The organism is Bacillota bacterium (assembly GCA_040754675.1).
Classification (GTDB): Bacteria; Bacillota; Limnochordia; order Limnochordales; family Geochordaceae; genus Geochorda.
Genome location: JBFMCJ010000076.1, coordinates 1 through 11,915 on the forward strand (window position 1 = coordinate 1; position 11,915 = coordinate 11,915).

At 66.7% G+C, this 11,915-nt stretch carries 12 protein-coding genes; 1 reads left to right on the forward strand and 11 read right to left on the reverse strand.

Features of this window, described 5'->3' with window-relative positions:
* Positions 1-153: 153 nt before the first annotated feature.
* The 8 genes from AB1609_06555 to AB1609_06590 form a co-directional block, all read right to left on the reverse strand.
* Positions 154-1,014, reverse strand: coding sequence for a GGDEF domain-containing protein (locus tag AB1609_06555; GenBank protein ID MEW6046125.1), 861 nt, complete (start codon positions 1,012-1,014; stop codon positions 154-156).
* Positions 1,014-1,397, reverse strand: coding sequence for a hypothetical protein (locus AB1609_06560; protein ID MEW6046126.1), 384 nt, complete (start codon positions 1,395-1,397; stop codon positions 1,014-1,016). Before AB1609_06560 ends, AB1609_06555 begins: the two co-directional genes overlap by 1 nt.
* A gap of 280 nt (positions 1,398-1,677) precedes the next feature.
* The gene (locus AB1609_06565) at positions 1,678-2,553 is read right to left on the reverse strand and encodes a vWA domain-containing protein (protein MEW6046127.1); all 876 of its coding nucleotides are present in this window, start codon (positions 2,551-2,553) and stop codon (positions 1,678-1,680) included.
* A 15-nt stretch (positions 2,554-2,568) separates the two neighbouring features.
* Positions 2,569-2,997 (reverse strand): hypothetical protein, encoded by a 429-nt coding sequence (locus AB1609_06570; GenBank protein MEW6046128.1) that lies wholly within the window; start codon positions 2,995-2,997, stop codon positions 2,569-2,571.
* Positions 2,994-3,938, reverse strand: a complete 945-nt coding sequence (locus AB1609_06575; protein MEW6046129.1) for a VWA domain-containing protein — start codon at positions 3,936-3,938, stop codon at positions 2,994-2,996. Before AB1609_06575 ends, AB1609_06570 begins: the two co-directional genes overlap by 4 nt.
* Positions 3,939-3,953: 15 nt before the next feature.
* Positions 3,954-4,955, reverse strand: a complete 1,002-nt coding sequence (locus AB1609_06580) for a hypothetical protein (GenBank protein MEW6046130.1) — start codon at positions 4,953-4,955, stop codon at positions 3,954-3,956.
* Positions 4,936-5,802, reverse strand: a complete 867-nt coding sequence (locus tag AB1609_06585; GenBank protein MEW6046131.1) for a VWA domain-containing protein — start codon at positions 5,800-5,802, stop codon at positions 4,936-4,938. The genes AB1609_06580 and AB1609_06585 overlap by 20 nt, the downstream gene beginning before the upstream one ends.
* Positions 5,799-6,863 (reverse strand): MoxR family ATPase, encoded by a 1,065-nt coding sequence (locus AB1609_06590; GenBank protein ID MEW6046132.1) that lies wholly within the window; start codon positions 6,861-6,863, stop codon positions 5,799-5,801. Before AB1609_06590 ends, AB1609_06585 begins: the two co-directional genes overlap by 4 nt.
* Before the next feature lie 466 nt (positions 6,864-7,329).
* Between AB1609_06590 and trpS the strand changes: the two genes are divergently transcribed.
* Positions 7,330-8,412: a tryptophan--tRNA ligase gene (trpS, locus tag AB1609_06595; GenBank protein MEW6046133.1), complete on the forward strand. Its 1,083-nt coding sequence runs from the start codon at positions 7,330-7,332 to the stop codon at positions 8,410-8,412.
* A gap of 677 nt (positions 8,413-9,089) precedes the next feature.
* Here trpS and AB1609_06600 read toward each other — a convergent pair.
* Genes AB1609_06600 through AB1609_06610 form a run of 3 tightly spaced genes read right to left on the reverse strand, consistent with a single transcriptional unit; the run spans position 9,090 to position 11,675 of the window.
* A complete protein-coding gene (locus AB1609_06600) occupies positions 9,090-9,830 on the reverse strand; it encodes an SDR family oxidoreductase (protein MEW6046134.1) in 741 nt (246 codons plus the stop codon).
* 50 nt (positions 9,831-9,880) lie between these two features.
* On the reverse strand, positions 9,881-10,588 hold the full coding sequence (locus AB1609_06605) for an RraA family protein (protein ID MEW6046135.1): 708 nt from the start codon (positions 10,586-10,588) through the stop codon (positions 9,881-9,883).
* 58 nt (positions 10,589-10,646) lie between these two features.
* The gene (locus AB1609_06610; protein MEW6046136.1) at positions 10,647-11,675 is read right to left on the reverse strand and encodes a methyltransferase; all 1,029 of its coding nucleotides are present in this window, start codon (positions 11,673-11,675) and stop codon (positions 10,647-10,649) included.
* Positions 11,676-11,915: the final 240 nt, after the last annotated feature.

Consider the following 11,915-nt stretch of genomic DNA (forward strand, 5'->3'; position numbering starts at 1 on the left):
TCTATACCGGCGGGGCGGTCGAAGGAGAGCCGGGCGGGGAATTGCGCTTGGGTCCCAAGGCTGTTGGAGTGTGGCGGGTGGGTGCAGGGGCGTGACCTGCGAGCCGAGCGCAGCGATATCGCGTGACCTGTAGCGCACGTCCTGTGCCCGGAGTTACGAGGAGCGCTGCGTTACGGTGGTCTCGCCCACGACCGGCCGGCCCTCTTTTTTCGCCTGCGTCGAACGCAGGCTGGCCAGGTTCATCAGGTCGTCCAGGGTGCGTCCGGGTGCGATCCCGTCCCGGGCGTGGTGGCGCCGGCCTCCTGCCACGCCTGCCGATACGGTCACCACCGAGTCCCCGGCCTTCAGTTCCGACGACAGCCGCTCCACCAGATGACGCGCCAGCGCTCGGGCTTCTCGGGCAGAGCGGCGGGTGACGATGACGAACTCATCGCCCCCGTAGCGCCCCAGCACGTCCCACGCCGGGTCGGTGGCGCTGCGGAGCAGCCCGGCGGCCTGCTTGATCACCGCGTCGCCCAGGATGTGGCCGTAGAGCTTGTTGACCATGCCGAAGCTGTCCAGGTCGAGAAAGATGACGGCGAGCTCATGGCCGGCGTGGAGAAGGGCTTTGGCCTGCTCTTTCAACAGGTCGGGGCGAGGAAGTTCTGTCAAGGGGTCGATGTACCGCGCGATCTCCGTCTCGACCCGGAAGCGGCTCAGGGTGCCCAGCACCGTTGGGCCCTCGACTACGACCAGCTCCTCCACCAGGTGCCGCAGGAAAAGCCGGCGGGCCTCCCACACGGAGGCGTTGGGGTCGATGGTGATGGCGGGGCTGCTCATGGCGTCGGCCACGAGCCGGTTCGGGTGGCAGGCCAGGATGCCCCGAACGGTCAGCACGCCCACGAGCTGGCCGCTTTCGACGACAGGCAGGCAGGAGAGACCCGCTAGCTCCATGCGGCGGGCGGCATCCTCCACGGAACGGTCGGGCGAGATGGTCACGACGGGCGTCTGCATGCACTCGCCAACGGTTCGCATCACAGCTCCAGCTCCCGGGTCACCTGCAAGACCACCTGGACCTGGACTTTGAAGGCCAGCCGATCGTTTCCCACACGGGAAAACTCGTCGAGCAGCATGGGGACCAGCTTGTCCTCGGGAAGAAGCCGAAGCAGGCTTTTGCGCACGACGACGGCCTCGGCGTCGGGGTGTTCGACCCGGATCAGCTCGTACTGTCCCGGTGAGACGGCTTCCACCATCCGGCGAGCTCCTTCGGGGCCCACCGCCGCGCGCTTGCCGACAACCAGGCAGTCGTGAATCGGCGGGACATCGAATTCGGACAGCCGGAGCGTCACCTCCGCGGCCCGCCTGCGGTTGGCTTGATCGGCGGCGTTGGGGGGTCGGGACGAGGATGCCGATGACACGGCAAGGCTCCCCTCCTCTGCACTGAAGTATGGCCTTCAGGCAAACCACGGATGCCTGGCGGCTGGACGTCAGGTCGGTCTCCGGCCCACGGTTCTGATGGTAGGCCGAGCGGGCTGCACCGGTCAAGCCTGCTCTTCGGCGCCACGGTGTGGCGTGGGCTGCTCGGAGTTTGAGGGGTCGGGTGGGGTCTCGGCCGGCGAGGTAGGGTGTGTGCCCGCAGGCGCGGGCAGGCCCGTCCGGGAAGGCCGGGGTCTTCGGGCTCCGGCTTTCCCTTTCTATTTAAAGTACAATCCACAGGAGAAACACAGCCAGGGAAGCGAGCCCGAACAGCCAGCCAACGTCCTGCGGCACCCGCACCTCAGCGCCCTTCAGCGGGTTCTCCAGGAAAAGCCGCCTCAACCGCCCGCCATCTTCGTCCCGCAGCGGCTCGTACCTCCCGCCGACCATCGCCGCCAGCGCTCGCAGCGTCTCCTCGTTGAGGCTCGAAGTGAAACACTCTCCCGTCGCTTTGCGCAGGCAGTCCCTTGCCCTGCCTGGCGTCAACGCGGGAACCGGTGACTCCCGAGGCCGCCCGACCCCGACGAAGGTCACGCGCAGGTTCTCCCGCAGCCAGTCTCCGCCCGGCAATGCCAGGCGCTGGCCTATGCTGTCGCTGCCTCCGTCCGTGAAGAAGAAAACGTTGAGGGGCGCCGGCAGGTTGGGCCGAGGGGGGCTGCTGCCAAACGCCCGTCTCGCGATGTCCTCCACCCCCAGGTCAACCCGGCTGCCCGCGTCCCATACGTTGTCCCAGCGAATCACGTTCAGCGCCGTGTAAATGGCGTGCACATCCTGCACCGGCCGCGACCAGAGGAAAACCTGCACCCTGGCGCCAACAAAACCGGCAAGCGTGATGCGGGACTCCGGCGGGAGGCGGGGCAGGATTCGCCTGAACTGCTCCTTGGCCATCTCAAGCCGGCTCTTCGGGGCGCCACCAGCCACATAATCCTCCGTGGTCATGCTCAGGCTTACGTCAAAGACCACGAGGTAGTCGATGGCCCTGGCGTTCCGGTACAGAACCGGCTTCAGCGCCCCGGCCAGGAACAGAGCCAGGGCCAGCAGGTAGCACCCCCGCTTGATCGAGTGAAGCTGAGCCCGCCCCCCCAGCAGACGCACCACGGCAGCGCTTCCCGCTCAGATATCAGTGGGTTCGAGGGGAAACGGCGAGGGGCGCGTCCCGCCTCGTTCTGTGCGGCTTTCGCCTTCACCTGGCTCGGCGATTGTCTCGAGGAACCGGCTGGCCAGCTCATGGTTCTTCTTGGCTTCCAGCAGCTCCGGGTTGAGACGAAGCGCCTCGCGGTAGTACGCGGCCGCTTTGCTTGCCATATCGGGCCTGTTTGAGCGGATTCCCTCCTCGAAGTAGCGGTTGCCGAGGTTGAACAGCAGCCGGTCCCGGATGGCGCCGGCCGTTCCGAGCAAGCCGGCATAGGCTTCCGCCGTTGCAGGCCAAAGCGCCCGGTGAAGAGCGCGCTCCTGGCGATACCGCCAGATGGAGTGCCCCAACAGCAGCAGATTGGCGGCAACGAGCACCGCAAGCACCCGAGTCCACGGGATGGCCCTCACCCGAGACGTTGCGGTCGCTCCCTTCCGGGCGCGGCTCGCCCACCCAACGCGAACACGCCCAGACAGAGCAGGCAGGCCAGCGCGGCCACCCTCACCGGCTCCGCCCAGGCGCGGCCTTCGCTCCATCGCCGCACCCGGATGGGGTGGTTCGCCAGCCTGCCAATGGCGTCCAGCGCAAGTTGCATCCCGCTAATCTCGCTCACCACGAACGTCCTCCCCCTCGGCCCCAGGGCCCCCATCAGGCCTCGCATGCCCGACGCAGGCACCGCCCCGCCATCAATCAACAGCCAGTAGAGGTCAACATCCTCGTCGATGAACCGCCTGGCAAGCGCCTCCGGTTGCAGCACCCGCCCCTCTCCGTCGGAAAGCAGGACCACCGCCTGGCTCCCGACGCCATCCGCTTCTTGTTTCAGGACGTCGAGGGCTCGCAGCAGCGCGGAATCGATGACGGTACCACCCAGGTCGGATTGAACCAGCTCAAGGGCCTCCGTAAGCCGGCTGTGGTCGGTGGTGGGATATGCATACAGGATGCTCGACTCGCCGAACCCGATGAGGCCCACCGCATCGTTGGGGCGTCGCTCCGAAAACCGAGCGATGGCTTCCAGGGCGATCGCCACCTTGTTTGAGCTGCCCGCCCCCTTGCTTCCGCTCCACGGCGCGAACATGCTGGCGCTCTGGTCGAGCACGAAGGCCAGGCGCGCCCCCCGGGTCCAATGCATGGTGGTACGAGGCGGGCTCCGGGGTTCCGCCAGGCTCAGAACCGCGGCGGCCACGTACAGCGCGCCCAGGACCCGTTCAAGCCGGGCCATGAACTCTGAGAGGCGATCCCGCGGAAGCACCAGGAAGCTTGAGAACGGCCGAACCGTCCACCGCCTGCGCCACAAAAGCGGCAGCAGGCTGAGCGGCACCAGCACCAAGAACCACGGCCTGGCGAATTCCATGCCGGCATCGCCGCCTCACCGGCTCCCATCCCTGGTGCGCCGTTCGAGCGTCGCCAGGCGCCGGGAAAGCCGGCCGGCCACCTCCAGGCACTCCGCCGGGACGGATCCTGCCGGGGCAGAATGAGGCGCTCCAGGGCTGACGGCCCCACAGCCTGCCGCCCCAAGGGCCGTGCCCCCGGGGGCTGCGAAAAACACGGCCTCGGACATCTCGAAGAAGCGGCTCAGCTCCTCCCGGGCGGATAGAGCCGGCGGCCACCGGTCGAACAGCGCCTGCAGGTCGTGGGAGAAGATCGCCTCTCCGGCCTTCTGCTCCAGGGCCTTGTGGAGCACGAGCATCGCCTCAGGGTCCTCGAGGGCCTTTGCCTTTTGCACTCTCTGGAGCGCCAGCCAGAAGACGCCCCTTCGAACGTACCGCCGCCGAACAAGAACGTTTGTTCCCCACAGGGCCAGCAAGACGCCCAGGCTTACGGCCCACGTCCAGAGCCACCGGGCGGAGGGTTCGGGCATGCGCCAGTCCGGTTCCATCTCGCCGAGCGGTCCGGTCTCGCCAAGTGGTTCAGTCAACGGCGACATGGTGAACTGAACGGCGGGAATCACAACGTCGAGCGGTTCTGCCGATTGGAGGGAGCGGAAGCGCACGGCACGAGGGGGAACCTCCAGAGCCGTCACCTGCGGCGGGGTGAAGAAGATCTGGTAGACCCACCGCAAGCGGTACACGACCGAATCCCGGGAGTCCTGCCGTTGCCAGGTCACCTCCCGCATCTCCAGCCAGTTGGGCAGATCCTGGGCCTGAACGCTCCGCGCCTCCAGTTCGAAGCCGGCCGGCACCCTCACGCTCGCTTCAACCTCGAGCAGATCCCCGACCAGGTACCCGAAACCTCGGGGCCACTCCACCGCCACCAGGGGCATGGTGTGCACGGTCGCAAGAACAGGGAGTGTGGCCATGACCATGGCCAGCAGGGCCAGCGGGATCGAGGGCGCCGGCCACCACCTGCCCCTATCCCCTTCGGCGCACAAAGAACCGCACCACCTCGGCCGGGTCGGCACCATCCCATAGAAAGAGGGCCCCAGCCCCGAACGACCGGCACAGCGACAGAAGCTGAAGGCGGCGGGCCTCGAAGCTTTCCTGAAAGGAGCGGGCCAGCCCCGGGCGCACCCACAGGCCTCTCTGCTCCTCGCTTTCCGGGTCGCGCAGCACCGTCCAGCCCCACGCCTGGGGCTGTTCGTACTCGCCCGTATCCCAGAGGACGGCGAGAACCGTGTCATGGCCCCGAAGGTACGCAAGGGCGCGTTCGAGCACAGGCCTGTCGAAGTGCAAGTCCGATATCACGAAGACAAGGCAGCGCTGGCGCGGCAGGAGCGAGCAGGCTTCAAGGAGTGCCGCTACGTTCCGCCGGGTGGGCCGGCAATCCCATACGGCAGCGGCGGCCTCAAGCGGGTAATCCAGGGAACGCCTGGGCGGAAAGTGCAGTTCGACCCGTTCCGCAAAGCCGATGAGCATGAAGCGATCGCCCAATCGGCATGCCGAGTAGCCCAGGCAGGCGGCGAGCTTTGCTGCTTCGGCGAGCTTGCTCCTGCGGCCGGCAAACCCCATGGAGGCGCTCAGGTCAACCAGCACGGCCACGGTGATCGCCACCCGGACCTGGTACACCCGCACGAGGGGCACGGGCGAGAGGGCACGGCGCGTCGCTACCATGTCGATGTTCTTCGGATCCATGCGGTGGAGCAGCGTCGTGAACCCGACGAGCTGGCCCCCCGTTCCCACAAAGGTGCCCCTGTGGTAGCCGGGCAGGTAACCCGCCGCCGGCGACGTCAGGTGGTATTCGACCAGTTGAATGGATCGGGCGAGTTCGGCGTACTTCATGGAGCACAGACCCGGCGCAGCACCTCCCGGAGCAGGGTTCGCACGAATTCGGGATGCTGGGTGAGCACGACCGGCTTGACGAAGATCCGGTGTTCGAAGACTTCAAAGACCACGTCATGGATATCCTGGGGCGTCACGTACTCCCTGCCGGCATGGAGGGCTGCGACCTGGGCAGCTGTTCTCAGGTGCACCATGCCGCGTGTAGAGACCCCTGCGATGATGTGTTCGTCCGCGTTGCCCGTGCCGTTCAGGCGGACGCCGAAGGCCGAGGGTTTGCGTGTGGCCATGGCCAGGCGGTGGATGTAACGAGCGGCCGCTTCGCTCACCCGGACGCTTGCGCCGATCGCCTCGGCGTACACGTTGAGTTCTTCGAGGTGAACCACGGGCTGGACGAGGGCGGCCGCCGCCTCCATCCGCCGGTACGCTGGATCGGTCATGATGCGCAGCTCCGCCTGGGGGTCCGGGTACTCCATCCGGATGAGCATCAGGAAACGGTCGAGCAAGGCTTCGGGAAGGGGGTAGGTCTCCGCCGCTTCAAGGGGGTTGCGGGTGGCGATGCCCAGGAAGTGGGGGATTGGAAAGGTGCGGGTGGCCGTGGTCACCTTGCGTTCCTGCATCACTTCGAGGAAGCCCGCCTGGGTGTTGGGCATGAAGCGGTTGATCTCGTCCAGCAGGACGATGCCGAGGCGTTCGCCGTGGCGCAGGAGCCTCCCGGCGTAATACTTGAGTTCGCCGCGTTCGTCGGGGAAGGCCGAGACCAGCGCTTCGGAGAAAAGGAAGTCCGGTGAGCCCTGGAAGCGTTCGCTGACGCCGCCGATGGCCCGCGCAAAGCAGGTGGCCATCAGGGTCTTGCCCTGCCCCGGCAGGCCGTGGAGCAGGACGTGCCCTCGGGCAAACAGCGCCAGCGTGGTGAGCCTGACGGCCCGGTCGACGCCGACGACGACTTTCTTCACTTCGGCTTCGACGGCGTGCATCCGCTGGTGGATGGTCTCCAGTAAGGGCTGCGACCCCACCTGCGGTTGCAGGGCCTGCTCATCTCCTGTCAACACCTGTCGCTTCACCCGTACCGATCCAGCGTGGTCCTCCGTCAGCTTGGGCGTCTCGCCTGCAAGATACGCATGTATGGCCAGTATATGACTGGAGGTGTGGCTCTAAATGTACTTGCATTGTACCGGGGCGGTGGGCTAAACTTAGAAAAAGCGCATTGCGTCAACGGCGATGTGAGAGGCGAGTAGCCTGGCTATAGCGGCCATTCAGAGAGCGGCGTAGGGTGCAAAGCCGCTGGCCGTTGCAGGTGAATGGGCTCTCGAGCCGTCGGCCGAACGCCGGATGGCCTGCGCTGCCGGGCCAGTAGGCTGGACCGGGTGGGCCCCGCCGTTACCACGGGGCAGGTATCGGCGCCCGCAAAAGCGCCCGTACCGATGAGCGCACCTGAGCCGCTGTGGTACAAGCGCCGGGTGAATCAGGGTGGTACCGCGGCCCTCCGTCCCTGGACGGAGGGCTCTTTGTTTTTCGGGGGGCGAAAACATGCAAGCAAAGACGGCCGAGAAAACAGGCTCGGATGTCAGCCTGCGTGACCTTGCCCCGGGTGACCGACCGGTTCGGCCGGTGCTGGTCACCGGTATCCGACCCACGGGAACACTCCATGTGGGCAACCTCATCGGCGCCATGCATGGATTGCAGCACTACCAGGCGCATTACCGCTGCCACTACTTCGTCGCCGACATCCACGCGTTGACGACATACAGAGGGCCGGACAAGGCCGCAGACGGTGATCCGCTCCTTGTCCGCACGCTGCATGTGGCCCGGACCTATCTGGCGGCGGGGCTCGACCCCGGGCGTACGCTCCTCTACCGCCAATCCGGGGTCGCGGCGCACGTGTGCGAACTGTTCACGTACCTCGCCATGGCGACACCCCTTGGCGAACTGCTGCGCTGCCCCACGTTCAAGGAGAAGACCCGCCGCCAGCCTCACAACGTCAACCTGGGCCTGGTCAGCTACCCGGTGCTGATGGCGGCGGACATCCTGTTGCTCAATGCCGAGGTGGTACCGGTGGGCGAGGATCAGTTGGTTCACCTGGAGCTGGCCCGGGAGATCGTGCGGCGGTTCAACGGACGCCACGGTCCCGTGTTTCAGGAGCCTCGGCCCCTGCCGGAGAATGCGGTCCGGGTTCCGTCGCTGACAGGCAACGGCAAGATGAGCAAATCCGGCACAAAGGAGTCGGCGATCCTCGTCACAGACACCCCCGAGCAGATCCGCCAAAAGGTCGGTGGAGCCTTTTCCGATCCCCTTCGGGTAGATCGTCATCTGCCCGGGCATCCCACCCCCGACGGGTGCAACGTGTTTCACCTGCATACCTTCTTTACCCGGTATCATGAGCGGGAGCGTATCGCCCACCGGTGCCTCGCCGCTGAGATCGGCTGCGTGGAATGCAAGCAGCATCTCGCGGGCAGCCTCATGACCTTTCTCGGGCCAATTCAGGAGGCGGCAGAACGCCTGACGGACGACGACGTGCTGGAAGTGCTGGAGGACGGCGAAAGGAGGGTTCGGAGCCGGGCGGAGGCTACGATCGTACGGGTGCGTGAGGCCATTGGCCTTCGAATGGTTTGACCGATCGCCACCCTCACGGAAGCGGAAGTCTCGCCAACGCCAGCACGTGCTCGTCTCCGCGGTCCGGCCAGGGATGAGCGAACAAGTCGGGCGCCCCCGCCGGCTTCCCCGTGGCGCAGCCGGCAAGCGCATCGCGTTCGCCGGCCGGCACCTGGAGGGCCAACCCCGGTGGGACGGGTATTTATGCCCTGGCCACGATGCAGACAGGGCGAGCTTTCGCAAAGTCTGGTTCAAAGACAGCGGCGAACGCCAGGAAAGGGCTACACGTCTCCGTACTATACGGGGAGCGACCGCCACCCGACAGCAGCCGGGGCGTTCAGCTGACTGCGGTAACGCAGGGAGGTACGGAGAAAGGAGCCCGGCGCCAGGATGAGCCCTGAGAGGATTCCCGCTCAAGTTCCCCTTCCTCGGTCGAAAACGAGCTGTGCCAGCCGTTCACGCCCCCACAGGACCGGGACCGAAGCGGGCACGGCGAAGTCAGCCAATCCGGGGTCGCCAACCAAGTGTCCGTTGACAGGAGGACGGCGGCCTCGAACGAACCGTTCGGCTTCACCAGCCTAACAGTACCCGCCCACCGCACACGTCACGCTCCCCCTCTCACACGATCCTGGCCGCTTCACCCCCACCCGTGCCCCATGGGCCACACCCCGGTTGGGGCAGCCGCGACTCCGGGGCTCTCAGCCACGCCACCCGCCGTTGACCTCCAGCACCGCACCCGTGACGAAGTCCGCCTCTTCGCCAAGGAAGAAAACGACGGCGTGCGCCACGTCTTCGGCAGTGCCCGGCCGGCCCACGGGAACATCGGGATCAGAAATGTTTCGGGCGGCTTCCCGTGGGCGATCCGGGTCCCGTACGACGCCGGGGCAAACCACGTTGACGGTAATACCGTGGCGAGCCTCTTCCAGGGCAAGGCAGCGGCTGAAGGCGATCATCCCTGCCTTGGCCGCGACGTAGGCGGCCATGTGCGGCGCCGGGTCGGTGTGCTGTCCGCCCGTGATGCCCAGGTTGACGATCCGTCCCCAGCGTTGGGCGCGCATCGGAGCCAGCACCGCCCGGCAGGTGTAAAAGACGGAGGAGAGGTTGCTCGCCACGACGCTCTGCCACTCTTCAACGCTTTGCTGTGCCACGTCCCTCCACAGGAACATCCCAACGTTGTTAACCAGCACGTCCAGGCGGCCGTGCCGCTGTAGCACGGCATCCACGAGGGCCCCCACCTGAACCGGGTCCGTGACGTCAGCCCGATACGGCCACGCGTCCCCGCCCGCGGCGATGACGCGCCGGACGGTTTCCGCCGCCTCGTCGTCCCGGGAAAGGTAGTTCACGACGACGCTCGCGCCCCTTCGCCCCAGGGCCACCGCGATTCCTCTCCCAAGTCCCCGGGAACTTCCTGTAACCAGGCCCACCCGTCCCTCGAGCATGTGTCCCCCTCCCCGCCAGCTTTGCCAGGCCAGAGGCCGCCGGAGCCCGGCTACTCCTCGATGGCCCCACCCAGGCTTCGCAGGTGCTGGCGAAAGGTGTAGGATGGGTTGTTCGAACGGGCATGCAGGTACTCCCCGAAACGCAGCTGCTCACGGAGGCTCGTTCCGACCCGCACCTTCTCCGCCTGCGCGCGCTCCTTTTGCCAGATGGATTCGGCGATCTCGAGAAGCACCTCCACGCGCTGCCCGGGGACAAAGAGCGCGCCGTCGTCGTCAGCAAAAACCACATCGTCCGGGCCCACCCATACGTCGCCTAGTCTGGCGGTTTCCAAGGAATTGGGCGGCCGGGAGTCGAGTCTTCTCGGGCCTGCAGGGCAAGTGCCATAACTGAAGACGGGAAAGCCTAGCTGCGCCAGCTCCGTCGTATCCCGATGGGCGCCCCAGATCACGATGCCGCTCAGCCCGGCCTGCAGGGCCTCTAGCGCCGTGAGGTCGCCCACGCACCCCTCGTCAGACCGCCCGCCGTTGTCCACGACCAAAACGTCGCCGGGCTGGGCTTTCTCGATCGCCTCGAAGAAGACGTCCACGCTGCCGTAGTGGCGGGCCGGCAGCGCCCGACCGGCTGCCCGCCATCCGGGGACGAGAGGGCGCAATCCTGGCGGCGCCATGTGGAGATCGAGCCCGAGGCGCACGCAAGCGTCCGCGATGAGCGGGGTCGAAAGACGGGAAAAGGCGGCCTTGATCTTGTGGTTCTCCATGGCTGCACTCTCTCCAGCAAAGTCTCCGTCTGGCTCACCGGCGCGGGTCGAGACGCCGTCAGGTCGGCTTCACTCCCACGATGAGCGCGTTCAGCCAGCTGTAGCCTGCAAGCGGACGCACCTGTACGTCAACGAACCCCGACGCCTGCAGCCAGTCTGCGATCTCGCGGCCCGTGTAAGCCGCGCCGAACGTCATGTGCAGGCTGAACAGAGCGGGCAGCAGGGGGCCGGTCCTGTCGTCGTTGATGAGGATCTCCTGGACCGCCACCAGCCCGCCGGGCTTGAGGGACTCGTGCGCCTTGCGCAGCATGAGCCGGCAGTCGTCGGGCGTCTCGCCGTGCAGGACGCCGGAGAGGAGCACGACGTCGTTTCCTTCGCCGTAGCCGTCCTTCAGGTAATCTCCGGCGCGCAGTTCGATCCGGTCGAGGAGATTGAAACGGGCGACGACCTCCCGTGCGATGGGCATCGTTTCCGGAAGATCCAGGACGACGGCGCGGAGCTCGGGATGGCGCTGGCACAAGACGGCGGCGTAGGTCCCGGGGCCGCCTCCGACGTCGAACAGAAGGCGCCGCCCCGACACGTCGAGGGCGTTGGCGAGCGCCTCTGCCTGGCCGGCCATGGCGATGTTGTGCATGGCGAGGATCCACGTTCGGTGCGCCTCGGCCCTGTCGGACTCGCTCATTTCGGCCTTGTCCCTGGCTTCGCGGGGTCCTCGCTGGCCGGTTCGAATATAGTAATCGAGCTCCTGCCAGCGCTCCCAGCGCGCTTGGTGTTCGATGATCTCCCCCTGGTACTCCGGGCGGCCCTGTACCAGGTACCGGTCCGCGAAGGGGGTGTTTCGGTAACGCCCGTCCCGGCGGTCGACCAGCCCCAGCGCCAGGCAGGCCACCAGGAGCTTCTCCGTCCAGTCAGGGCGCGTGCCGCAGCGCGCCGCCACCTCGGCGCCGCTCGCCGGCCCCGAGGCGAGGGCGGTGAAGACGCCCAGGCGGTTGGCGGCCATCAGGGCCCCGGTGACTGTGTATGACCACACGAGGTGGTAAAAGTCGTGAAGCGGCCCGGGCTGTCCGATGTGTCCCGTGCGATCCACGCAGGCACCTCCTCCACGTTACCCACCCGTCAAGGCGGCTCGCCGGGGGTCAGGATGCGCCGGGTCAACGTCGAACACAAACACGCCTGCCGCCTCCGTCCCGCCGGCCCAAGCCAGATGCCGCCTGCCTGACGCCATCATACCGCCACAACGGGCGTTTCACCAGGATCCTGCGGGGACGGGTTTTTCGAAGGGTGTGGATCCATCAGGCTCGTTTTATAGGAAGCTTGCTCGAGCCCA

Excerpts from the sequence above, each read along its gene's own strand:
- AB1609_06600 (MEW6046134.1), bottom strand. The coding sequence starts at position 9,830 with ATGCTCGAGGGACGGGTGGGCCTGGTTACAGGAAGTTCCCGGGGACTT.
- trpS (MEW6046133.1), top strand. The coding sequence starts at position 7,330 with ATGCAAGCAAAGACGGCCGAGAAAACAGGCTCGGATGTCAGCCTGCGT.
- AB1609_06555 (MEW6046125.1), bottom strand. The coding sequence starts at position 1,014 with ATGCGAACCGTTGGCGAGTGCATGCAGACGCCCGTCGTGACCATCTCG.
- AB1609_06605 (MEW6046135.1), bottom strand. The coding sequence starts at position 10,588 with ATGGAGAACCACAAGATCAAGGCCGCCTTTTCCCGTCTTTCGACCCCG.
- AB1609_06575 (MEW6046129.1), bottom strand. The coding sequence starts at position 3,938 with ATGGAATTCGCCAGGCCGTGGTTCTTGGTGCTGGTGCCGCTCAGCCTG.
- AB1609_06585 (MEW6046131.1), bottom strand. The coding sequence starts at position 5,802 with ATGAAGTACGCCGAACTCGCCCGATCCATTCAACTGGTCGAATACCAC.